Origin of the sequence: Paraburkholderia sp. J94 (genome assembly GCF_905220285.1) — a bacterium.
GTDB classification, from domain to species: Bacteria; Pseudomonadota; Gammaproteobacteria; order Burkholderiales; family Burkholderiaceae; genus Paraburkholderia; species Paraburkholderia tropica_A.
In genome coordinates, this window is sequence record NZ_CAJMZH010000010.1 from 147,092 (window position 1) to 171,309 (window position 24,218).

A 24,218-nucleotide genomic window follows, 5' to 3' on the forward strand; every position below is an offset into this window, starting at 1 on the left:
CCTTCTGGCGCGGTTAAATCGAACTGACGCAGTGCTCCTCGACCCAGCCCATCGCGCGCTCGCGTGCGAAGGACAGGGCTTCGTGCTCGTCGATGAAATTCTCATCGATGCAGAGATCGTGAACATCGTCCTCGAACGAACCATCGGATGCCGGCGAGAAAATGCGCGCGTTAGCCACGATTCGCCCGTCATCGATGCTTGCGCTGGTGCTGATGAGACACGACTGAAACATGAATTGCATGGCTGGCTCCGGTAGGTTCGTGGCTTTGCGCAGACGATAGAGCAATTGCCGTGCCGCGAGTTTCCCGGAGCGTGATCTGCATAGGAAGCCGCTCAGGAAACCGCTCACGAAGCCGCTTGCGCCCGCCCGTCGAACGCGCCGCCCGTCTGCACGTTGTCCGCGATCGTGACCGGCTGCTTGCCGGGCAGCAGCGGGAAAACGAGTTCGGCGAAACGCCACGCTTCTTCGAGGTGCGGATAACCCGAGAGCACAAACGACTCCGCGCCGATGTCGGCATACTCGCGCAATCGCTGCGCGACGGTCGCCGGATCACCCACCAGCGCGGTGCCCGCGCCCCCGCGCACGAGGCCCACGCCCGCCCACAAATTGGGGCTGATCTCCAGCTTGTCGCGACGGCCCTGATGAAGCTCGGCCATGCGGCGCTGGCCCACGGAATCCATGCTCGCGTAATTCTGCTGGGCGCGCGCGATATCTTCGTCGGTGAGCTTGCTGATCAGGGCGTCGGCCGCGGCCCACGCCTCCTCATTCGTTTCGCGGACGATGACGTGCAAGCGCACGCCGAAGCGCACCTTGCGACCGTGCTTCTCCGCGTGCGCCCGAACGTCCGCGAATTTTGCGGCCACGGCTTCGGGCGGTTCGCCCCACGTGAGATACGTGTCGATATGTTCGCCGGCGATCTCGTGAGCCGCAGCGGATGAGCCGCCGAAATACAAGGGCGGATGCGGTTTCTGAACCGGCGCGATGAGGTTCTGCGCTTTTTCGACGCGAATATGCTTGCCTTCGAAATCGACCTGCTTTTCCTTGAACAGCCGGCGCCATACCGTGAGGAATTCGGCGGCATGCTCATAGCGCTCGTTATGCGAGAGGAACACGCCGTCGGCGGCCAGTTCCGCGGCATCGCCGCCCGGCACGACGTTCAGCAACAGGCGTCCGCCCAACGCCTCGTCGAGCGTCGCGGCCTGACGCGCGGACGCCGTCACGTTGCCGAGCGACGTGCGCAGCGCCACGAGCAGCTTGATGCGCCGCGTGACCGGGGCGAGGCTGGCGGCCGTGACCCACGGATCGAGGCAACTGCTGCCGGTGGGGATCAGCAGGCCGTCGTAGCCGAGTTCTTCGGCGGCGACCGCGATCTGCCGCATGTACGCGTTGGTCGGCGCGCGGCCGGAGTCGGATTTGCCGAGATAGCGCGTGTCGCCGGAGGTGGGCAAAAACCAGAAGATGTCGAGGCTCATAAGGATTCGCTTCCGTTGGGAAAGGCCGGCTTCGTGTGCTCGAGCAGCCATGGCGATCATTACAGCAGACGGGACGCGCTCTCCCTACCAATGAGCAGGCAATAGCTTATTCCTGCGCGAGGTATGCCATACGGGGCGGGCGCTGCGGGGGCGGTCGCGGCGGATCGACGCAAGGGGTTCGCACGCGGGCGGGCACGTGGATGGGCGTTACCGGGCGCAGTGCGGGATGGGAATGGTGTCTGGCCAGCCGACGCAATTGAAGTCGATGGCTCATGGCATCGCCAACCGCAGCGAGCGGTTGACGGTCTTCGGCGCGATTCGCGCTAGTCGTTGGTGACGTCCTTGAGCAGCACGCGGCCATCGAGCATCGGCTTGGCCAGCGTGACGGCGTAGCCGCTGCGGATCGTCTGGATAACCGGGCGCTTCAGATTGTCTTGATGCGTCGACTCGGTCGTCCAGCGTTCGAGTTGCACCATCTGGTTCTTATCGTCCGCGTTCTGATAGACCTCGAAAGAGACGTTGCCGGGCGCGGCGCGGAAGGTCGGCGAGACTTCGTTCACATCCGCGTGAAATTTCGCCGATTCGTCGGGCTTCACGGAGAGGAAGACCAGCACGTTGCTGGTTTGATCGGCGTGATCGATCTGTTTGGGTTGAATGCCGGCGTCCGATGTGGCGGGCACGATGCGCATATGGCTAATGCCGCCGTCCAGGTCCGCATTCGCGGCCTTGTGCATGTCTAGCAAGGCGGGCTGTTTCATATGAGCTTGATAGGCGGCCTGATCTTTCCATTGTTCGAGGACGTACAAGGTGGTCGGCGATGTCGTCGATTGAAAGACCGTGAAAGAGAGATTGCCCGCTTCTTCGCGCGCATTGGCCGCGTTGTGACGCAGCGCTTGCAGGAAGGGCTGCAATTGCGCCGCTTTGACGTGCAGGGTCGAGAGATTCGAATAAGGAAGCGGGTTTGCCGTGGCGCTGGGCGCGGCGGCAAAGGCCGAGGCGGCGGCCATGGAAGCACTTGTAAGCACAACGAGTTGCGCAGTGGTGTTTCGGAGTTTCGCGAAGCGTGAGGTGCGCATGGGAAAGGCAAACTCAAAAGACGGAGTGTCCGATGGTGCCAGATAGCGGGAAATTAAAAATGAAGGATCCTTTAGGTTGGGCGGACGAACGTGATGAATCGTGAGGGTATCGACGATGACATGCTTTGCGCGTTGCCACGACGATCACCTGGTCATGTCAGCTTCTAGCCGTTCAACGGGATTAAAGGCCGGCCGAAAATTGCCGTTAACAGATGGCTGTGCACAAGGAATGTGAGGTCGGGCAGTGGATTGCAACAGGAAAAGAACGGGAATCAACGCAGTGGTGGTGATGATGGGGTGCTCGTTGGTGGCTCAGGCAGCCTATGCGATCACCGAGACCAAGGTCAATCACGGCGCTAAAGCCCATAACGCTGAGGTGCGCCACATCCAGCAAGCCCGTCATCCGATGGTCACGGCGCGGCCACACGAACACCGCAGGCCTGAGCACGTACGGCACGTCGCGCGCTCGAAACACGAGGAGCGCACTGAACACGAGGAACGTGCGAAACACACGCGAGTGGCGATGGCCCACTCAGAAGGGCGCAGATATTTGCATCGCGTGCGGTTTCACAAACACTCGGTGCACCACGGCGAGGTCCACCATGTTCAACGTGTGGCGACGGTGCAAGAGCCGTGGGCTACCCAGACACGAAGCGCTCCCACGTGGGTCCTGCCGCCAGTGTGCGATCAGGTGTTGAACTACACGGGCGCGTGCCAGCCAGCGGTCCTGGAGAGTTTGCGAGTGCTCGGTCTCCAGGTGCCTAATGTGGAAAACCGCGCGCAGATGGCCCAGCATCTCCAGTCGATTCTGGATCGTCAGGGGTTGGAGCAGGTGCAGGCTCAATGCCAATCTGTATTGCTTGAAGATCAGCGAAAGATCAACGGGCTTCAAACGCTATTGGCTCGAGCACATGTCGTCGCCTCGGATGACTGCGCCCAGGAGATTCAGAATCTGGCGGCCCAGGGCACTGTTGTTCAAGCTCCGTCTGCGGCTGTTGCTACAGGTGCGTCTGAGGTGGCTCAGGCACCCGTGGCCGCTTCGGAATAATAGGGCTACGGGCGGAGAAGCAGTTCGGTCTGGTTGGCGGAGAGGCGACGGTGGCGGAGGCGAAACGCGAGATCGAGGCATGGCGGCGGGACTACAATGAGACCCGGCCTCGCATGGCACTCAACGAACTGACACCGGGCGAGTTCGCCTGGCAGCACAGCTTTCGGCCTAAGGCCGAAAGCTCATGAAAGGCTGGACACTCACATTGCAATGTGTCCAGGAAACCGGAGTGGTTCAGCCGTTCGGCGAAGCCGGTTTCGTGACGTCCAATCCGGTGGGGCAGTCCGCCCGCTCCAGCTGATAATGGCCATGTCGGCGAGGTCGGATATCGCGTTGGCGACGGCTCCGCTATTCCGACAGGAACCCGGCGATATCTGCGCCAGGGAGCGTCTTGCTGCCATTGAACCAGGTAAGGAACCCGGAAAGCACACACTTCAGGTCGAACATTGCCGTATTTTGCACAGGCGAATACGGCTCTTTCCCGAACGCGCGCAAGATTTTTTGCTTGAGGATGCTGAGGACGCCCCAAGGCCGAATGATCTTGCGCAGGCGCTTGACTTCTTCCATCAACTCCGTGCAAGCGTTTTCGGATTCATGCTTTTTCGACTGAACCACCGGCAACATTTGATTCAAGGTATCAAGTTGTTCGCGCAGCGTGACCGTGGCGCTCTCCACTTTCACGGTGTGTTCTTCGATTTCCTTGGCCTTGCGGTGCGTGCCTCGAGCCGCCACAAACACCAGAGGAATGGCCACGAGTCCGCCCAGGACGAATGCCCCGCCGGTCATGCCTGCGCCGCCAGCAGCGAGTGAGCCACCGCCGAACCACGCCATCGTAGCGTTGTAGGCCGCTGCACCCGACAGTTCCGCGATAGCCGTCCCGGTGGAAGCCGCACCGAGCGTGGAAACGAGGGTCCAGGATCCAATAGCCATTGCGCTACCCGTGGCGACACCCGCACCAATCGAGGTGACCGACTCGTAGTCCTTCTGAAACCTGGAAATCTGTGCCAGCGTGGACGTACTGCTGTAGTCGGCCGTAGAGGTCGCGATTTGATCGACGCGGCACGCGTCCTCAGAAGGTACGGCTTCGTCGAAGACGCTTCCGTGCAGTAGCACGCTGCCCTTGTCCAACGCTTTTTTTGCTTTGGTGAGCGCCAAACCGATATCCTTGACATGCCCCTGAATATGGGTCTCGACGGTTTTCGCCTCTTCATGAACGCCCATGTAGGCGCCGTAGCTTTGCTCGTAGGCTTTCTGCGCGTCTTCCATTCGGGAGACGCCGCCCAGCGTTACAACGTTACCCACGAGCTTGAGTGAACCTTTAATGAGGCCCATTCCCCAACCTTTCTCAGAAAATTTTTAGAATTAATCTTCGGCAAGCAGATCGCGAAGGACGTATTTGATATTTTTGCGTTCACGCCAGTGTGCAAACGTTGCCAGAAGTAACGGCGAGTTCGAATTGTAGGGCGAAAGCACCCTGTTTGGATTCCCATTAAGTCGCTCTTTTTACTTTCCCGTGGGTAAGTCGACGGCCGGGAAGTCCAAATGAAAACTTTCCCCGATCCGTGGGGGTGCGAGGCCGATCTGCTTTGGTTGAGGGCATTGCTCCACAGCGTCAAACAGCGATAGGAAAACTTGCGCAAGACCTACTTTCAAGGCTTTCCGGAAAGACACGGTCCGGAGTGACCCCGAACTTCGAGCACACGTCGTCGGACCAGTGCTACTGGTGTCGACGAAGATCCAGGCGGTTCAGCGATTTGCGGCTTGTGCGACGACGTTGTCCATCTGAACGGGGGCTGCGATCGTCGCGAACGACCACCGGACATCGAAGGGCGCGTTGGCGACTCCAAACTGCTGCGTCAACCGCCCCGTCGCGTGCGCGGTGTAGGTCGTGCCCGGACGCAACGGAGAGAACGGTGTGCAAACCGCTGTGTTGCGGCCAGTGTCGGCGCTCGTGAGCGGTGCTATCTGGCAGCTCACGGGTTTTCCGCGACCGTCACGAAGCTCGAACTTCTCAAGCAGGATATGTGCGTTGGTGCCACCGGACACAGTCAGGGGATAGCCAAGCAGCGCGCCCCGGTAGCGTGAATTGGGCCCCATCGGATCGGGCTGTTCGATGTTCTGCCAGGCGAGCGGTGCATCTTTCTGCCCGTCATAGGGATAGACCACGAGCTCGGTATCACCGATCGCCGGCTTGGGGTCCGCAAAGTCCACGACCGTGATCTGACTATCGCCCGACGCAACGGCTTCGCCGGCGCGCGCCCAGTCGTAGAGCATGGCGCCCCGGTGATACGGCGAATCGAATATCTCCTCGATTGGAAGAGCCGGCACCCGCTGACCTCCGTAGACGGCGAACACCTCACTCGCGCCCGTGGTCTCGGTGTACTGACGCACACGCGTCGTCACATCCGTGCCCGAGAAGCCGGGGAGATTCTCGCTCTCATCGTGACTACTCGCGCGGTTGACTTCCAGGTAGTGCGCGTGGGCAGCAGCGGCTTGCGCCACGAGCGGGTCTGAGGTGATTGCGTTCAGACCGAGTTCCGCGCGTCGAGCATTCAGATAGCTGATCGCCGTGGGCAGCGGATCAGCAGGCTCGATGACGAGAGCGGTTACGCCTGGTGCCGTGTGAAGGGTAATGCGCGGGCCGGTGTAGGGCGGCTCGGCAACGTGCGTCACGGCCGGCTTGGTCGCGCAGGCGTTGAGAATGGCGAGCGCGGCAGCGAGCGGGATCGCCGCGAGTGTTCGGTGAGACATCGCAAGAATCGATTCGGTGTTGGTATGTTTAATCTTCTTATCGGCAAAATTCGTTTCAGGTTTAGAGGGTGAGACGGAATAGAGCGTGATAAGAGTCCGTTCGCGTGAAGTGCAAGTTCTCGGATAAAGGCCGTCTCGTCTTTGAAATGTGAGCGTTTGAATGATTTCGCAAACGTTTTACATGGCGAAAAACTGCGATTTCCTATGTTTTTGAATTTGCTTTATATAAATGATGAGCGACTATCCAGTGTGCGCGAATCATGCTTATGAGCAAATCGTTTCGGGGCTCCTTCGCGGGCCATCTTGCGCTTAAATTCACTCGGTGGACGGACTGACGCGCTATCGTCACTGTTTTCCTGCTAAAGTTTGCGTCAATCAAAATGAATATACAGACCCGGGGTTTAGAGTGAAATCTACTCAATTCGCATAAGTCGTTAGCCTTCGACTACGAGGGGTGACGCTACGCATTCCGTCGTAAAGACGCGATCATCGCCGTGATCGGCATACCTGTATTCCGATAGCCCGTTCGCCTGGATGAGCGTCGTTGTTATCGCACGGCAATCGCCTGATGCGCCGGATTTTCTCGAGCGACCATTCAAATGAAGGCTGAATGAGCCCATTCAGCACTCAAGATTGCACGCGCGATACCGATATATGAAGAGCGACACTGTCGCGTCGAATTGGAAGTTGTGATCGCAACGGTCTGAGAGCGCGTGCGACACGATCGCGAGCCACGTGAAAAAGAGAACGAATAACGCATGAAACGATGCATATTAGTCGGCGTATCGACAACGGTGATCGCGGGTTGCGCAGTCAATCCGCAAACGGGGCAGCCTGAATTTTCTCCGGCCGTAAAGACAGAATTCAAGAGCGTTTTCGACAATCCCGATCCCTGTTCGAATAACGACCGCAACATCGCGGCAGTCATTGGTGCGGGCGCGGGCGCTGTACTCGGGCACTATCTCGGCAAGAACGCCGCGGCCACGGTGGCGGGCACCGGTCTTGGCGCGATCGTCGGCATGATGATCGGCCACGCGATGGACGAGCGTCGTTGCAATCTTTATCACATTGCGCAGCAGTATCAGATGAAGCTCGCGAGCGCGCCGATCAAGGCTGCCAGCATCGACGCTGCAAACGGCCAGAATGACGTCGTGGGGCTCGACGTGCAGATGGGCGGTGTCGATGACGAGTTCCTGCCCGGCACCGCCACGCTCACGCCGCGCGCGAAAGAGTATCTGGGCAAGGTGGCCGACCAGTACAACCCGAAGCTGGTCGCGACGTCGCTGGATGCGCAGGCGCGCAATGGTCAGAACGCTCAACAGAGCGCGGCCGCACAGTCCGCCAGTCAAGGCGCGGCTGCACAGCGTCAATTGCTGATCGTGGGCCACAGCGATGAACGCGACAACATGTCGGGTCCCGATCTCGCACGGCTTTCGGAAGCGCGAGCGAAGGCGGTTGCCGAGGTGTTCCGCCAGCATGGCGTGCCGGCCGCCAATATCGCGTATCAAGGCGCGGGTGACTCGCTGCCGATCGCGTCGAACGGTACGGCACAGGGGCGCAGCGATAACAACCGCGTCGAGGTCGTCGACGTGCCCAGCCTCGATGCACTGAAGGCGTATGCGAGCAATCGCTCAGCCAATCCCGCGAACTTCGCGGTTGCGCGCCAGGCTGAACCCGGCGCGTCAGGCCAGGACGATTTGCACACGAGCGACCTCGCGCCCACCGGCGCGAGCCTGACGACGCCCACTCCGGCTGCGGCGCAAGCATCGACGACAACGCAAACCGCGACGGCGACGCACAAGACCACGCGCAAGAAGATTGCGCGCAGTGCAGCACCGTCGGCGGATACCCCGTCGAGCGCCGCCACGAGCGGCGTGCCGGGTGCCGCGAGTGCGCAGGCCGTCGCATCCACGACTGCGCGCGCAGGCAATTCTGGGGGCGCAGCGGGGGGCTTCGGCTTCGACGGCAAGCCGCTTGGCACGACCGGTTATCAGGTCAATCTGGGGGCGGCCAGCGACAAGTCGTCGATGTTCAGTTTCATCACGGCCGCGCACGCCGATACGCCGGTCATTATCGGCTCGTGTTTGCAGGACCACCCCCACACGAGCACGCCGATTCGTTCACTCGCCACCAACCAGCCGCTCAAGGTGGAGGATTCGCTGCCTGGCCTGTACGGCCAGCCGTGGTTCGGTAGCCAGGGCGATGCGGCCGTGGCGTTGCTGCGCGTCTATGTGCCGAGTGACGCTGCGGCGCCCGTGCCACCCGTCACCGCCGAGATATACCGCCGCGAGGGCGGCGGTTATGCCGCCGCGCCCATCGCCCGCTTCCGGGACGCGCCGGTGAACGTGTATCGCGGCGCTGACGCGACGCTCTATCGCGTCTTCCTGCAAGGCTCCGCGCAATGTGTCGATCTGCGCGTGCCCACGAAGTCCGCCTCGGGCAGCGGTCTCGTCGTCTATCCGTGGAAAGACGCGGAATACAAGGCAGTCGTCAATTTCTCATCGAAGGGATAAGCCATCGTGCAACACGCCATCATCTCAGCGCTGTCTTCGCTGCCGTTCCTCGTCTCCGTGACGTTGGCAACGATTCTGGCAGCGTTCTTCTTCTGGCTTCGTGCCGACAGCTTCCGTTTCACCGCGTTCGCCTACAAGCGCTGGTGGGCGTTCGGTAACGACCATCGCGCAGAATTCCAGCGTCTCACGAAAGAGAGCGGCGATTCGACGGTCGACGACGGTCTCGTCCAGGCCGAACTCACGCTGTGCACGACCTTCAAGTCGGTCATCTCGGGCTCGAGCAACACGGAAGTGACCGCGGGCCAGTTCGGCCGTGCGAAGAACTATCTGAAGATCACGCAGCAGACCGATATCCACCCGCCTTCGATGATGGCGCGCGTGGGTTTGTTCGTGCTGATTCTCGCCGAGTCCGTGGGCACCGGCTATGTGCTCGCGCCGTGGATGTCCACCGAAATCACGCCGTCCCAGGCGAACCTGGCGGCGGGCGTGCTGGCGCTCGCGGTGGCGATCGTCCTGGCGCTGCTCACGCACACGACGGGCGCGGAAATGGCGAAGTTCTCGCACTTTCGCAAGCGCCACGGCTCGGAAGGTCTCGAGGTGCGTATCGATCTCGGCGACGATCAGGACCAGGACGCCTACTACATCGATCCGAACTCCAGCACCGTGCGGCAGAATCCGCTGCCGCGCCGCTTTGCCAACCGCGTGGACGATCCGGGCGTCAAAGGGCCGATCCTGCTGGTTGTTTCCGGTGCGATCATCATCGCGATCATGGTGGCGATCTACGTGATTCGCGTGAATGGCGTCGAGAGCGAAGCCACGCGCCAGATCGTCTCGATGGAGACGAATGGCGTTCAGGGCGCGGGCGACGCGAATCCGTTCGATTCGGCGGGCACGTCGTCGGCCTTGCCGCCGAGCGTCGCTCAGGCGCAGCAGGCGAGCCGCAAGGACGTTGCCGAAAGCCTGGGCGGAAACTACAAGGTTCAGGGTATCGCGGCCTCGTTGATGCTCGCGCTGATTTATCTCGTCACGCAGTTCACGGCTTTTATCGTCGCATTCAAATCGACGTTCAGCGGGCAGGGCGAAGCGGCCTACGACTTCACGCGCAATCAGCCGTCGTTCGAAACGTTCCGCGCGCGCTTCCTGCAACCGCGCATCACGCGCGCCGAAAGTTTCCTCGCGCAGTTGCGTGAAGCGCGTAAGAAGCGCAATCACCGCACGGGCACGCTGACGTTCGAGGCGTTCCTCAAGCACGGCGAGCAGCGCGAAGAACAGGCACGCGACAACGTGATCGACAGGGTTGCCGCCGACGTGGCGACGGGCAAGAGCGAAGGCGAGCGTGAATTGCGCTATGAACTCGCGTTGAAAAACCATAACTTCTCGTCGAGCGAGCAGGATCAGGTGATCAAGGCGTATCAGGCCGCCATTCTGCGTACCGATGGTATTCGCAGCAAGCCGACGGCCACGCGACCGCTCGCACAGACGCTGGTGCAGGCGACGACGCAAGCCGAAACGCATGCGCCCGTACAAGCCGACGAGCAGGCGGCGATGAAGGCGGCGCAGGCGACAATCGAGGCGGCACGCGCGCGCCCCACATCGCCTGTTCAGGCGGAGGCCGATATCGACGCGCTCGCGCACGCGTTCGCAGTGTTGCCCGACAACGTTGCGAAGGGCGAATTCCTCGAAAAGCAGGCGACAGTGCTTTCCAGCGATGACTTCGCGGCGTTGAGCGAGGAAATCAAACGCCGCAAGCGCCAAGCGAAAACGGCCGAGAAGTACAGCGATCTGCTGGACGACTGATCCTTCCGGACGCTCGCCGCGGCACACTTTGCAGGCGCCGCGGCATACCGACTGACTTACCGCATATGAAGATTCTCAAGACACTCAGCAAGGCCGCGGCGCTTGCCGCGCTCCACGTTGCCACTGTGGCGCACGCAGGACTCGTCAACGACGTGCCGAGCTGCTATGGCGCGTTTCATCTCGCGGCCGCGCCACAGCAACCCGCGCGCGTGGTGTACGTCCTCATCGACCAAACCGTGCTGCTTGATCAGTCGCTTCGGCAATCGGTCCTCGACAACGTCGATCGCATGATCCAGCCGGGCGCGAAGTTCGTGATCGCCGAATTTTCCGCGTTTGCCCAAGCGCATTACCTCAAGGTGCTGCATACCGGCTATGTCGAACAGCCGCTGCCCGAAGACGCCTACAACACGCTGCCGATCACGAAGGCGCCGCAGATCAAGGCTTGCTTCGGTCAACAGCTCGCGTTCGCGCGCAAGATGGCCGCCACGACCACGCAGCAAGCGATGAGCGAATCGACTTCGACATTAAATGCTTCCGAGATCATGGCCGCGCTTGATGAGCTGGGCCAGGCGGTGCGCAGTGATACTGCGTCGGACAAGGTGCTGTTCGTCGTGACTGACGGACTGGAGAATTCGCGGACCACGTCGTTTTATGCGCGTGGTGGTGTGCGCGATATCAACCCGTCGGCGGAGCTTGCGAAGGCACGCGCGAATGGCATGTTCGCGGATCTCGGCGGAGCGAAGATCTATGTGCTTGGCGGTGCGGTGATGCCGCCTTCGACCAGCGGTACGCAGGCGCAGCGCGATGGCTATCGCGATTCGAAGACGATCCACGATCTGCGAACTTTCTGGCAGGGTTATTTCGAGTCGTCACACGCGCATCTGGTCGAGTTTGGCGCGCCCAGTCTGGTCACGCCGGTCTCGTATTGACCAGCGCGCGGTTTTGTTCGAGAGGGCTCATGGAACAAGAGGGCAACTGGGACGAGCCAGTTTAGCTGGCTGGAATGGTGCTTAAACCTCAACGCGCTCGCTGCGGACAAGATCGGCGTCGCCATCTGTAAATATGGTCTGTTGCGATTTCGAGCACCTAAAAATTATCGCGGCGTTGCCGGATTTTGAAGGCAAGCGATAAAAAATGCGGATTGCATCGCTGAGTTGTCGCAAAGGACAACGGCGTCGGCAAACTGTCAGGGCGTGCATTTGCTATTACGTTGGCGACGAAAGCAACGCGCGCACTGGCTTGTCGCCCGCGACCGTCTGTTGCCGTTAGACTGTGTAAGGCGCTTACCGATGAGCGTGGGTAATTAATCTGGTGAGGCAAGTTTCCCGATATGAGTGGCGACTTCAATTCGAATCGGCGTCAATGCTATCTCGACGAAGATTACTTTAACTGGCGGCTGAATCTGCTGGACGAAGGGATCGCGTACTGGTCAGACAATACCGCGCCAACCGGAAGCGATAATGCTGAGCGAGAGGCGCTGACCGAGCGCTATCGGGTTTCGGACGTTTATCGGCGCTTTCTGCTCATGTACACGGGAGGCGCAGATGTCAACCTGATGCGCGCAGCGTTCGATTCTGTTCTCGACGCATACGAACGGTACACGACCGCCCAGCGCTTGAGCCAGCGCGATGCAAGCGAACCGCCACTGCTATTCGAGGAGGTTGGCGAGTATGAGACAGCGATGCAACTCATCGGCTTCTGCTATCTGCTGCATCGGCGTGATCTGCTTCCACGGATTGCCGGTTTGTTTGACCCTTCATATCGGAGCAAGGATGCCTTGTATGAGGACCTGCTTGCTTATGAACTGGAAGGTCGAATCGATGTCGATAGCTGGTATCACGATGTACCGTACCGGCCGCTCGTTTTCAGCTTGTATCGAGAGACCGCGAATGAATCTGTCGACGACATACAGGAATATCTCGAAGCCTGGTATCCGGGTATGAGCGCGACGTCATGGCACGATGGCCATCTGGAAGCGCGGAAGAATGGCAAGGGGACCTATGTGGGTTACTGGGCCGTCGAAGCGGCAGCTGTGGCATTCTTGCTGCAGCTAGACGACCATTCCTTACGCAACCATTGGCTTTATCCGAAAGACCTTGTGGACTTCGCTCGCGGCTATGACGGTTTGAATCGGTAATGGCGATGCCGCCGTGCGCGGCAGCTAATGAGTTCGGCCAGCGCAATTTCGATGATGGCGTCGGCCCAAGCCCGATGGGCACGCCGTTCTTCTATGCGGCGGAAGGTGTGGGTGCTGTCGCGTACCACAAGTCCGCCGGGGCACTCTCGCTTTCCGGGACAGGGTTGCCCAAGTAGTCGCGTGTGGGTGTGCTTGCCTTTTCTGACGCGTAATTAACGAATTGGAAATATGCGAGGCATCGATTTGCACGCGCCCGGACCTGAGCGTCATGCGTCATAGAAGATATGTACAATATGGCCGCAGATAAATGAAGCAAAGGACGCGAACGTGGGGACGCAGGATCTGATTGCTGCTATTACCGGGGGTGTGGCGCAAACCGATCGGCTAATCAGGCTCGATACACCGCTTGGCGATAATGTGCTTCTGCCGCAGCGCGCGGTAGGCCATGCGCGTATTGGGCGCGATTACGGTTTTACACTCGACGTCGTTTCCACGAACGAAAATGTCGAACTGGAAAAGCTGATCGCGCAGCCCGTCACGCTGTGGCTCCAGCAGGCCGACCAGACGTATCTGCCGCACCACGGCTACGTCCACACGGCCCGCCGGCTGGGCTCGGACGGCAGTTTGACGAGCTATCAGCTTGAATTCGCCTCGTGGCAGCACTTCCTCAAGTTCCGCTCGGACGCCCGCATCTGGCAGGATAAAACCGCCGACGCCATTCTCACCGACGTATTCAATGCGCATCCGCAGGCGCAGGGTGCATTTCGATTTGCTATTCAAAACGCATTGCCTTCGCGTTCGTTTTGCGTGCAATACGAGAGCGACTGGCATTTCTGCCAGCGGATTATGGAATCCGAAGGCCTCTTCAGTTATTTCGAGCAAGCCGCCGATGGTAAATCGCACACGGTCGTTATTACCGACAATATCGGCGCATTACCCGCTTTAAATCCGCAATCGGTTAATTTTTACCGGTCGGGCGTGAATAGCGAAACGAATGCGCTGGTGCAATGGAGTGGCTCGCGCACACTGCAAAGCGTGACGCTCACCACGCGCACGTTCGACTACAAGTCGCCTTCGTCGGCGGTGAATCCCAAGGGCACGTCTGTACCGACGCTGGCCACGCAGGGAGATCTGCCGCAGCAGGCCGAAGTCTACGAATACACGGGCGCATACACCTACGGCGAGCAGTCGCGCGGCGATACGCTCAGCGAAATCCGCATGCAGGAGTGGGAGTCGCGCGCGAAGCGCTTCGAAGGCGCGGGCGCCGTGCGCAATCTCGACGCGGGGCGCTGGTTCGAACTCGACGGCCATCCGCTGCACGATACGGATAGCGAGCAGGACCGGCAGTTTGCGGTGATCGAGGCGCGCTGGTTTATCGAAAACAATCTGCCCGCCACGACCGCGCAGACGCAATCGTTCCCGCACAGCCTGCAAGGCGAACTGGCCGCGATCAAGAGCGCGAATCAGGGCGAGAGCGATGCACTGGTGGTGAAAGCCACGGACGGTAGCGAAGGTTTTCTGCTCGTGAAAATCGAGGCGCAGCGTAAGGCCGTACCGTATCGCAGTCCGCTCGAACATCACAAGCCGGAAATGCGCATGCAGACGGCGCTCGTGGTCGGGCCGTCGAACGAAGAGGTGTATACCGATTCACTCAATCGCATCAAGGTGCGTTTCCATTGGGACCGGCTCAATTCGGGCGATGAAAAGGCGTCGTGCTGGATTCGCGTGGCGACGTCCGATTCGGGTAGCAGTTACGGCGGCGTGCATGTGCCGCGCGTCGGTGAAGAAGTGATCGTGAACTGGCTCGATGGCGATTGCGATCGGCCTCTGGTGACGGCGCGCGTCTATAACGGCGCGGCGACGCCGAACTGGCATTCGAACGGCATTCTCTCGGGCTACAAGTCGAAGGAATACGGCGGCAGCGGTTACAACCATCTGGTGATGGACGACGCCACGGGCCAGAACCGCGCGCAGCTTTACAGCACGAGCGCGAATTCGCAATTGCATCTGGGTTATCTGGTTGCGCAGAACGCGAATTCGCGCGGCGCGTATCTGGGTAGCGGCTTCGATCTGAAATCGGATGCATTTGGTGCGATTAACGCGGGCCAGGGTCTGTATGTGAGCACCTACGCGAAAAGCGCGACGAGTCAGCAACTCGACGTCACGGAAGCGCATTCGCAATTGACGAACGCGCAAGAAACGATCGATGCGCTTTCGCAGGCGAGCGAAACGCACCAGGCCGAAACCTTGCAGGACGGCACGCAGGCGCTCAAGACATTTACGAGCGCGACGCAATCGACAAAACAGGCCGCGAGCGCGAGCGGCGGCAACACGGCTGGCGGCGGCGCTGGCAGCGCGAATGCGTTTAGCGATGCGGTGATGCTGATGGCGAGTCCGTCGGGTATCGCGCTGTCGACGCAGCAGTCGGTGCATATGGTCGCCGATGAACAGATCAATCTGGTTAGCGGACAAAACACTCATATAGCGACGAGCAAGTCACTGATCGCGAGCGCCGCGCAGAAGCTGAGTCTGTTTGTGCAGAACGCCGGTATGAAGCTCTTTGCGGGTAAGGGCAAGGTGGAGATTCAGTCGCAGTCAGACAATGTGGAAGTCACGGCACAGAAGAGCATCAAGCTTATTTCTGCAGTGGACAGCATACAGATGGCCGCGAATCAGGAAATTCTGCTGACATCGGGCGGCGCTTACATTCGACTCAAGGATGGCAACATCGAGGTTCATGCGCCGAACAAGGTCGACATCAAAGGCGCGCAACATGCCTTTAGTGGGCCGATGGATCTGGCCGCTTCGTTTCCTCCGCTGCCGGGAAACGACGGAAGCTACGGACATCAGTTTATTGCCCATTGGGCGGGCACCGAGGTGCCAGTGGCCAATGCTCGCTTTCAGATATTGTCTGGAGGCAACGTATTGGCTGAGGGAAAAACGAATGCGCTTGGTGAGACGGGGCTGCAGCAGGGCACGATGCCCACGAACGTCGATATCCGCTTTCTGAGTGATTAAAGGTTTAGCGATGGCAGATGAGAAAATTCTGGGTAAGAGTACCGCGATGCTGACGCCTCTCGGATACGCTGGAAAGACAAAAGTACCTCTTGCGATCTGCGACAAAAATGTAACGCCGGCCGCAGAGTCAATCATCGGAACTTGTCCGTACTACTATCAGCCGTTGCACGGCGAGTATCTTGAGACGGTGGAAAAAGTCAGCCTGTCGAGCGCGTGGGAGACGGTTAAGGCATTCGCTACGTCGTTTGACCCTTGGAAGGACAAGGCGGTGGCCCACCGTCTGTTGCACCGGAGAGAGCAACTGATCAAGCCAGATAGCACCGACTCCGATTGGTCGCGTCATGGCAATTTCATGATGCGTCATATCGGATGCGGGCATAAGCCGCCAGCCTACTACGTCAGTTACGGCTACTACTACTGTTCGAACTATGGGGCAAAGCTCTATCCCAAACTCAGTCCAGAAGGTCAGCTATGGCTAAAAAGTGCCCGGCACTATCTTCAGCAAAATATGGAGAAAGGACTGAAGTTGAATATGAAAGGCAATGCTATCCAGGAAAGCAGCGCGAGGCCAGGTAACGGTTCCTTCTCGATGAACGTCCCCCAGTACGAGCTTGAACTCAATGGTGATGTATTCCTGACCTTTGCCTTCAAGACTCATCCGCTGGCCTATCTCGACGGTGGGCTCGGAGATCTGGGCCCGGTTGATCTCGCTCGTATCAGCATGCAGCCGAATATACAGGAATGGGGGGACGGCCGGACTTGGGGGCAGGCGGTCGACGCCGGGTGGGGCGTAGCGAAGACAAAGGCGGGCGACGTTGGAGATGCAGTCAGCTCCACGCTTCAGCGGCTCCTTTCCTTCAAGTTCAACTAGGGCCCGCGGACAGCCATGCAGTGGAAAAAGATTCTTGGCGTGCTGCTTGTAGCGGTGGCCGCGATATACGGGTACGAGAAGATGACAAACCGGTGGGAAACGATCTCGACGAATTTCATGAAAGGCGACAAGCCTTATGGCGGCGGTGACTTCGTGATTCGCGGTGACCAGGTAATCAGCCTGAAGATCGCGGAACCGGTGCAAACATTCAAACCAGATAAGCATCCTGGCGACTGGAATGCGCCGCTTGAGACAACCGAACCGTGGATGAACGATACGAATCAATTGCTGAATCGTACGACGGTCAATTTCATACGAGGCACTATCCAGGGCGCGACGGTCCGTCGGTTCTCCGAACCCGGCCAGAGCGGGGCATGGTGGTATTCGCGCGACTGGAATACGATTTTTGTCAGCACAGGTTGGACAGACTTCACGTTGCCCAACCCATCGGATGGTCTATCGCCGCAGGTCACCAGGCTCTGGCGCTCGCAGGACGCGGGAAGCACCTGGACCCAACTGAAATGGCCGGAAAACCACAATATTGGTCAGCTGCTATTCCTTGACCCGATGCGCGGATACGCGATCGGCTGGGGACCCCGTGTCTGGCGAACGGGTGATGCGGGGCAGACCTGGCAGGAGATTCAGGTGCCTCCACTGGCGGGGCAGCGCGAGCCGCGGGCGACCTTCGACGGGGTAGACCTTGCCAGGAACGGAGTGCTGCGCGTCGCCTACTACGTCAATGAGCTGCACGACATCAGGGCTTCTAGCGCGGTCTACCGGCTTGATTGGGACCGGCAACAGTTCGAACCTGAAACGGTGCTGCCAAACCAGACCGTAGTCCGCATGCAGTCTGCGCCGGACGGCACTCGCGGTGACGTGGTCTACGTACTTTGCCGTCCAGGTCCGCGCAATGACGACAAGATGGGCCGGGGCGGAAGTGTTTGGGTATGGAACAGTTCGCAGCCCGCGGCTGTGCAGCAGCTTCATACGTTTGCCCCACCTCTGACCATCAACGGAATGGTCGTGGGTGTGGGCGGCGTGCTGATCGCCTATGCAACGGACGCAAGCCAGGGCGCGCCGATAGATTACAGCCTTTACAGTACGAACGCGGGCCGCACATGGACACAATCCGACGATGGGCTCATGCTCGGAGGCTCATTTGATCGCGACACGAGCACGGAGTACGGACTATCTGCGTACACGCTGAAGAAGCGAAAATTTTGAACTGTCTGGTATCCACGCATGAGCGCAACCCCATGCACGACGGTCACCAGGAAGCGCAGTGGAGCGGAGCGGTACCTATTTGGGTAACTGGGCCGTTGAAGGCTGTCTTGTGACATTCATGCTGCCCGGGGCGACAGTTCCTGACGCAACGACTGGCTGCATGCGGATGATCTCGTCGACTTTGCGTGTGACTGGCTGAAACAGCATGGCATCGAAGCGTAGTGCGGCACGAGGAACGTGTGTTTGCGTTGCCCAGGCCAGCCGCGGTGTGTGGTCGGAAGCGGGCGATTCGAGCATATGCCTTTAATTTCGCCCGGAGAACGCATCCCCGATCTCCCGTGCCCGCTTCACTTCATCGCTATGCAGATAGATCGACGTGGTCGACACCGAGGCATGCCGCAGGTTGTCGCGAACGGTGGTCAGCTCCGCCCCTCGCCCGAGCGCATGCGTGGCATGCGTATGCCGCATCCAGTGCGGACTGGCGCGGCGGAGCTTTTCGGCGAGCGGTGCGTGATCGGCTTCAATGGCCTTCGCCGCTAGAAGAAAGAACCGGCGCATCACCATCCACAGCCGCACGCTGCTGATTGCCGCCTCGTTGTCCGCTTCGAGATTGCCGACGAGCGGTGTAGCAGGCTGCCACCGCGCCTGCGTAACTGGCAGCGCGCGCTCAGCCAGATACCGCGCCAGCGCATCCCACGCGAGCGGCGGCAGCGCGACCCGCGCGACTTTTTTCCCTTTGCCAGTCACGCGCAACCAGTGATCGCCGCGCGGGTCCGTCTCGACGTGTCCAAGCGTTGCGCCAACCAGCTCACTCGCGCGCAACCCCGTCGCATAGCCAAAATCCAGCAAAAAACGCAGCCGCTGCGCAGCAGGCGCCGACCAGCGCGCTGACCACGCCGACGACCACTCCAACCCATCCGCGATGGTTCGCACGAGCGCCCATTCGCCTTCACTGAACGCGTGCGACGTATCGATCAGGCCCGTGCCGCCGGCATCGCGCACCTTCACCCCCGAAAACGGATTCGCCAGCACATAGCGCTGCTCGATGAGCCAGCGAAACAGCGCGCCGATGATCGAGAGCGCGTGGGCGACCGAGCGCGCTGAAAGGCTTCCATTGAACGGCCGCCACTCAGCCGACGTGCGCGGCCGCACCGGCCCGACCCATCGCCCACGCGGCGAGGGATGGCGCAGGAACGCGCGATACGCGATCGCATCCTCGGTGGTGAGCGACGACAGCGCACGCCCGCGCTCGACGATGGCCCAGAGAATCAGCCGCTCGGCTTCCTTGCGATAGGTGCGCTGCGTGGCCGCCGATTCATGGAGCGCCAGCCACGTCTGCACCGCTTCGTAATCGTTGGCGGCATCGAGCGTGCAGGTCGCGCGCGGCGCGCGGAATGTGCCTGCGGAACCATCGATCTCTTGCGGCAGTTTCAGCGCCTCCCACGGCACGATCTCGCTGCGCTGACTGGCGGCCACGAGTGCACGCGCCTTTTCGGTGAGCGCGGGCCATGAAGCAAAGAACGCTTCGATCGCGCGGGCGCTCGCCATGCCGAGCCCCGGCACGGCTTTCCACCACTGTCGACGACGCGGAATGCGCACGGTGAGATCGGCGAGTGTCGCGATGCCATGCGCCTGGAGCACGTGCACCGCGCGCGGGGGGAACCATTGCGCGATGTCATCGGCGATCTGCGGTTCGGGCGGGCGCGCCATGCGGAGGAGTTCGATGGCCTGCGCGACCAGCTTTGCGTGGCTCGCGCGTTCTTCGGGCGCGTGCGAGAGGAGGGTGGCGAGATCCTCGCGATGCGCGGCACGGGCTACGGTGATGAGCTTGCGCCGGATGCGTCCGAGCACGCCACGCGCGGATTTTCCGTCACCGAGTGCGGAAGGGCGATAACGCTCCACCGCCTGACGCACCGCGACGCCCGCATACCAGGCTCGCAGCACGGCGAGTTCATCGGCATCGGGAAAGCCGGCGGGTTCACCAGTTTCGGGAGCGGGCAGCAGGGTGTGACGCGTTTTCATACAACCGAGTTTACTAGATAAACACGTGCCTTATGATAAGAAAACTTATCCTAATAGTCGTATAGCATGTCGTTTTTCTCAGATAACTTGACCGTCGACGCAAGTAACGCTGTGTCCTATCCCAGCGGCTTTCCACTTTGTGCCTGCCACGCACGTGACAGGCTACTTCTGGAACCCGCGCGCCCAGAGCCGTGCCGATTGCAATCAGGCTAAACAAGAAGCTGGCAACCGCATTGGAACCGAAGCTGCTTGCGGCTTCGGCATTTGGCTCGAATGGCGGGTAGTCAATCTGAAAGCAATCGTTGTCATTGTGTTGACTTAAACGACGGCTTCGGGGCGACCGAAACGACCATCGGTCAGCTGGAACATTCAATCCTATCCGTTTCGCTGCGTACCGCAAGCCTTCCGTTGTTTCAAGCCCAACAGCCTCGTTCGTTGCCCGGCAGGTTTATTCTGGTTGTGTAACGATAGTGGTGCAACTCGCATCTGTCTGAAGACCGTAGACAACCCAACGGGGATGAGAAATGAGAGAAGATGCCACGACGCTATTTGTCGCTTCCGAGGACATTGCAACTGCGATGGACCTGCTGGAGAGTGTTGAGGTCGAGGTCGGATTCGATAGCGACGATCCGGCGAGCATCGAGCAGGCGATTCTAGCCGTCGAGGAGGCGATCGATACTCGCCTGATGGGTTATCGCGGCGATGTACGGATCGAGTCGGCGATTCTTCGCGTCAAATTCGACTTCCGGTGCGCGATCCTTGATCAAGCCTCGTCCGATGACGCTGATGGCGAGCCCATCAGCTGTGTCCACACCTTGCATTGAACATGGCGGCCCACTGGATCCGTTCGCAAGAGGAGAGCGAGCGGGCCGCAGCGTGAAGCACGTGTTCGAGGCTCGCGTCAGTAACGATCGACATGGAGGCTGGCGTGGTGACGGCAAAGGTGCACAAAGGTGCAGCTCAGCCGTTCATCACGCCGCCGCCGTTTACGCCAACAATCTGCCCAGTCATGAAGCTCGCTGCGCCCGAACTCAGGAACCGTACGACCTGAGCAATCTCATCAGGCGTGCCGAGGCGCTTGAGCGGGTAGCGGGCGGATTCCTCCTTGATGTATGTATCGCCGAGCGCTTCGACCATCGGCGTGAGCACGCCCCCTGGCGCGACCGCATTCACTCGCACGCCATGGGGTGCAAGCTCGCGCGCGAGGCTTTTAGTGAACGCGATGATGCCGCCTTTCGCGGCACTGTAATGACTCAGGTTCTCGCAACCGAGCTGGCCGAGGTCGGACGCAATATTGACGATTGCGCCGTGCCGCTGCTGTTTCATCAAACGCACGGCTTCACGCGAGAAATGGAACGTGCCGTAAAGATGCACCTTGATCATCCTGTCCCACGCATCGTCGGTGATGTCGGTCACCGGCGACTCCTGCAGGATGCCCGCATTATTGACGAGGACGTCGAGTCGTTCGATGCCCGCGAACAGGCTGCGGACGCAAACCGGGTCGGCCACATCTGCGGCCGCAATCGTGCATGTCGCGCCCATCGCTTCGATGTCCTTGCGCAGTTCATCGAGCGCGGCGCCGACGTGCAGATCATTGACGATCACATGGGCCCGCTCACGCGCAAAGGCCAGAGCGATCGCACGGCCAATGCCGCTTGCAGCGCCCGTTACGAGGCACGTCATGGCGCGATCGTGCGCCGGGTCGAATGAATCGGCAGATTGCATGATCAACCGTGGTTTGAGGTTGCGATGTGCCCGATTCTAGGTTCGCTTTTTTTTGGCGACCAGCGCTTGCGACCGATTGCGACCGATTGCGCGATTCGTCCCGCTTGCTCTGCACTGGCGCGTGTCACGTCCCATCAAGAGGGCATGGCGCACCGTCGTTGGGCGGCGGCGATCGATCATGCGTACGTCGATCACCCCGCTCAAGCCGCGCTAATGATGCAAAAGCCCTGCAGACAGGAGGTTTTCGATGAGCTGGCAAGCTTCCTGCTTAGCAGGTGGCGTCACGGGATGAGCGTTCAGTTCAGCTATTGACAGGAAAACTAGGGTTCCGGTCCGCACCATGCACGACGCGGATGACTGGTCCGAGAGTTTTCCGGCTCCGGCTTCAAGGGGCTCCACGGAGGGATAAAAGCCCGGGAGATGCGCAAGACAGTGCGCCTCCCGTGTCTATTCCCTTCTTGATCAGGAGCCTCAGGTATGTCGTCCGGTATGAAAAAAGCGTTGCGCACGCTCTCCGTCGCCAGCACTCTAGTTGCTTCCACGCTGTTCGGTTCGCCGGCAGTTCACGCAGCCGAGCCGCTCAAGATCGGCACCGTTGTCTGGATCGGCTATGGTCCGTTCTACGTTGCCGAAGCCCTCGATCTCTACAAGAAGCACGGCCTTTCGGTCAAACTCCAGTATTTCACCGATCCCGGCTTGCTGCCTGCCGCGCTGACCAGCCATGCGGTCAACGGGGCAATGCTCACCTACGATCAGGTCGTCGGCTCGGTCGCCAAGGGACTCTCCGAAAAGGTGGTGATGCCCATCGACTTTTCCGCGGGCGCCGACGCGATCGTCGCCACCGGAGACATCAAGTCGGTGACCGATTTCAAGGGCAAGAAGGTCGCCTTCAATCCGCTCTCGCCGTCTGACTTCCTGCTCAGTTACGCGCTGCAAACGAGTGGCCTGAGCGACAAGGACATCCACTCGGTGAACATGACGCCGGAAGGCATTCCGGGCGCGATGCTCTCCGGCAGCCTGCCGGTCGGCGTGACCTACGAGCCGAACGTCTCGCAGATCGTCAACTCTGGCAAGGGCAAATTTCACGTGGTCTACTCGTCGCGCAATGCGCCGGGCCTGATCGCGGACGTGCTGGTATTCGACCAGTCGTTCATCGACGCGCATCCCGTCGAAGTGAAGGGCATTCTGCAAGCCTACGCAGAGGGCCTGGCCTACATGAAGAGCCACCCTGAAGAAGCCAACAAAATCATCGCCAAGGTGCTAGGCGTCACGCCAGCGGACGTGAAGGCGCAAATGGACGGCGTCTACAACATCCCCGTAGCGGAGATGCCGCAGAGCTTCGTGAAGGGGCCGACCACGCGGTCCTACTACACGAGCGGCGCGGTGATTGGCAATCTGCTGCTCAAGAAAGGGCAGATCAGTGCGGTGCCGCCGACCGAAAAGACGATCGACGCACAATTCGTCACCCAGCTCGCGAGGTAAGCGCCATGGCCGCGATCTACCGTTATCGGGACGCGCTGGTGCCCAATAGCGCCGCTATTGCCTATGCACTAGGCGGTTATGCGTTCGGCGTGGTGATGCTGTGCTCGCATGTCGTTTGGGTCGCGGCCATCGGCGTCGTTCTCCTCGCGCACGCAATGATCATCGGCGCCTATTTGCTGCACGATGCCGCCCACCTTGCGCTCTTTCGCACGCCCGCGGCCAACGCGCGTCTGGGTACGGCCATGGCGTGGCTGACTGGCGCCTGCTATGCGCCGTTCAGCGCGCTGCGTCACAAGCACATGCGCCACCATGTCGATCGGGCCGACATCGTGGCCTTCGATGCCAAGGCGTTCCTGTTGAAGCTGCCAGCAAGCTTGCGCCGCGCCATCGTGCTGCTCGAATGGCTCTATGTGCCCGCCATCGAACTGGTGATGCACGGCTACGTGATGGCCATGCCCTTCCTGCACGCAGACCAGCGCGCACAACGGCGGCGCGTCGTCGTTGTCACGCTGATCCGCGCGGCGCTTTTCGGCGTGCTCGGCTGGGTGTCGCCCAAGGCGCTGCTGCTGTACTTGCTGGCGTGGTTCATCTGCCTCACGGTCCTGCGCTTTGCGGACGCCTATCAGCACACCTACGACGCGTTTGCCGTGCTGGACGGCGACGCCGCGATTGCCGATGGCAAGATGCGCGACCGCGCGTACGAGCAGCGCAATACCTACTCGAACCTCGTTTCGGTGCGCTTTCCGGCGCTCAACCTCCTGCTGTTGAACTTCTCGTATCACAACGCGCATCACGATCGGCCCATCGAGCCGTGGTACCGCCTGCCGCGCGCACATCGACAACTGTACGGTGAGGACGCCAGCCAGGTCATTCCGATGTCGCGACTGCTGCGCGGCTTTCACCGGCATCGTGTGACGCGCCTGCTTTCGGCCGACTATGGATCGATGGATATCACACGCAAGCAGGTGGATGACTTTTACGGCGCGGTGGGGGTGTCGTTTCTCACGGCAGTTTGACTCGCAGTCGGGGCGCGGCTTGCGCAACATCGCGCCCCTTCGACAACGACCAACGCGTTACCCGA

18 protein-coding genes, 1 pseudogene and 1 riboswitch are annotated in these 24,218 nt (G+C 60.3%); of the genes and pseudogenes, 12 read left to right on the forward strand and 7 right to left on the reverse strand.

Going from position 1 to position 24,218, the window contains the following annotated elements; all coding sequences use genetic code 11:
* Positions 1–13 precede the first annotated feature (13 nt).
* From U4Y88_RS22535 to U4Y88_RS22545, 3 genes are all read right to left on the reverse strand, one after another.
* Positions 14–349: a hypothetical protein gene (locus tag U4Y88_RS22535; RefSeq protein WP_321786479.1), complete on the reverse strand. Its 336-nt coding sequence runs from the start codon at positions 347–349 to the stop codon at positions 14–16.
* Positions 346–1,473: an FMNH2-dependent alkanesulfonate monooxygenase gene (gene ssuD, locus U4Y88_RS22540; RefSeq protein WP_321786480.1), complete on the reverse strand. Its 1,128-nt coding sequence runs from the start codon at positions 1,471–1,473 to the stop codon at positions 346–348. The genes U4Y88_RS22535 and ssuD overlap by 4 nt, the downstream gene beginning before the upstream one ends.
* Before the next feature lie 323 nt (positions 1,474–1,796).
* Positions 1,797–2,480 (reverse strand): putative quinol monooxygenase, encoded by a 684-nt coding sequence (locus tag U4Y88_RS22545; RefSeq protein WP_321786481.1) that lies wholly within the window; start codon positions 2,478–2,480, stop codon positions 1,797–1,799.
* Positions 2,481–2,793: 313 nt separating this feature from the next.
* Between U4Y88_RS22545 and U4Y88_RS22550 the strand changes: the two genes are divergently transcribed.
* Together U4Y88_RS22550 and U4Y88_RS22555 are read left to right on the forward strand one after the other, a co-directional pair.
* The gene (locus U4Y88_RS22550; RefSeq protein WP_321786483.1) at positions 2,794–3,597 is read left to right on the forward strand and encodes a hypothetical protein; all 804 of its coding nucleotides are present in this window, start codon (positions 2,794–2,796) and stop codon (positions 3,595–3,597) included.
* 47 nt (positions 3,598–3,644) lie between these two features.
* A pseudogene (locus tag U4Y88_RS22555) lies at positions 3,645–3,785 on the forward strand (integrase core domain-containing protein); the annotation flags it as partial.
* 160 nt (positions 3,786–3,945) lie between these two features.
* On the opposite strand, the gene U4Y88_RS22560 reads toward U4Y88_RS22555, so the two are convergent.
* On the reverse strand, positions 3,946–4,929 hold the full coding sequence (locus tag U4Y88_RS22560) for a hypothetical protein (protein WP_321786485.1): 984 nt from the start codon (positions 4,927–4,929) through the stop codon (positions 3,946–3,948).
* 414 nt (positions 4,930–5,343) lie between these two features.
* Complete coding sequence (locus tag U4Y88_RS22565) at positions 5,344–6,348, reverse strand: CAP domain-containing protein (protein ID WP_321786487.1); 1,005 nt, start codon at positions 6,346–6,348, stop codon at positions 5,344–5,346.
* 758 nt (positions 6,349–7,106) lie between these two features.
* On the opposite strand from U4Y88_RS22565, the gene U4Y88_RS22570 reads away from it, so the two are divergent.
* The 7 genes from U4Y88_RS22570 to U4Y88_RS22605 all read left to right on the forward strand — a co-directional run bounded on the left by U4Y88_RS22570 (position 7,107) and on the right by U4Y88_RS22605 (position 17,908).
* Complete coding sequence (locus U4Y88_RS22570) at positions 7,107–8,861, forward strand: OmpA family protein (RefSeq protein ID WP_321786489.1); 1,755 nt, start codon at positions 7,107–7,109, stop codon at positions 8,859–8,861.
* A gap of 6 nt (positions 8,862–8,867) precedes the next feature.
* Positions 8,868–10,658 (forward strand): hypothetical protein, encoded by a 1,791-nt coding sequence (locus tag U4Y88_RS22575; protein ID WP_321786491.1) that lies wholly within the window; start codon positions 8,868–8,870, stop codon positions 10,656–10,658.
* Positions 10,659–10,723: 65 nt separating this feature from the next.
* A complete protein-coding gene (locus tag U4Y88_RS22580) occupies positions 10,724–11,587 on the forward strand; it encodes a hypothetical protein (RefSeq protein ID WP_321786492.1) in 864 nt (287 codons plus the stop codon).
* A gap of 401 nt (positions 11,588–11,988) precedes the next feature.
* Complete coding sequence (locus U4Y88_RS22585) at positions 11,989–12,795, forward strand: PoNe immunity protein domain-containing protein (protein ID WP_321786494.1); 807 nt, start codon at positions 11,989–11,991, stop codon at positions 12,793–12,795.
* Between the two features lie 327 nt (positions 12,796–13,122).
* Positions 13,123–15,813 (forward strand): type VI secretion system Vgr family protein, encoded by a 2,691-nt coding sequence (locus tag U4Y88_RS22595; RefSeq protein ID WP_321786496.1) that lies wholly within the window; start codon positions 13,123–13,125, stop codon positions 15,811–15,813.
* 10 nt (positions 15,814–15,823) lie between these two features.
* Positions 15,824–16,684, forward strand: a complete 861-nt coding sequence (locus U4Y88_RS22600; protein WP_321786498.1) for a hypothetical protein — start codon at positions 15,824–15,826, stop codon at positions 16,682–16,684.
* Positions 16,685–16,699: 15 nt separating this feature from the next.
* On the forward strand, positions 16,700–17,908 hold the full coding sequence (locus U4Y88_RS22605; RefSeq protein WP_321786500.1) for a glycosyl hydrolase: 1,209 nt from the start codon (positions 16,700–16,702) through the stop codon (positions 17,906–17,908).
* A gap of 303 nt (positions 17,909–18,211) precedes the next feature.
* Here the strand turns inward: U4Y88_RS22605 and U4Y88_RS22610 are convergent, their stop codons facing one another.
* The gene (locus U4Y88_RS22610; RefSeq protein ID WP_321786503.1) at positions 18,212–19,930 is read right to left on the reverse strand and encodes a site-specific integrase; all 1,719 of its coding nucleotides are present in this window, start codon (positions 19,928–19,930) and stop codon (positions 18,212–18,214) included.
* A 524-nt stretch (positions 19,931–20,454) separates the two neighbouring features.
* On the opposite strand from U4Y88_RS22610, the gene U4Y88_RS22615 reads away from it, so the two are divergent.
* Positions 20,455–20,754 (forward strand): hypothetical protein, encoded by a 300-nt coding sequence (locus tag U4Y88_RS22615; protein ID WP_321786505.1) that lies wholly within the window; start codon positions 20,455–20,457, stop codon positions 20,752–20,754.
* Between the two features lie 136 nt (positions 20,755–20,890).
* Here U4Y88_RS22615 and U4Y88_RS22620 read toward each other — a convergent pair whose 3' ends face one another.
* A complete protein-coding gene (locus U4Y88_RS22620; protein ID WP_321786507.1) occupies positions 20,891–21,655 on the reverse strand; it encodes an SDR family NAD(P)-dependent oxidoreductase in 765 nt (254 codons plus the stop codon).
* Positions 21,656–21,964: 309 nt separating this feature from the next.
* Positions 21,965–22,077: riboswitch (guanidine-I (ykkC/yxkD leader) on the forward strand.
* A gap of 55 nt (positions 22,078–22,132) precedes the next feature.
* Between U4Y88_RS22620 and U4Y88_RS22625 the strand changes: the two genes are divergently transcribed.
* Positions 22,133–23,137 carry an ABC transporter substrate-binding protein gene (locus U4Y88_RS22625; RefSeq protein ID WP_321786509.1) on the forward strand — a complete coding sequence of 335 codons (1,005 nt, stop codon included), beginning with the start codon at positions 22,133–22,135 and terminating at the stop codon, positions 23,135–23,137.
* A 5-nt stretch (positions 23,138–23,142) separates the two neighbouring features.
* A complete protein-coding gene (locus tag U4Y88_RS22630; RefSeq protein ID WP_321786510.1) occupies positions 23,143–24,153 on the forward strand; it encodes a fatty acid desaturase family protein in 1,011 nt (336 codons plus the stop codon).
* The last annotated feature ends 65 nt before the right edge of the window (positions 24,154–24,218 follow it).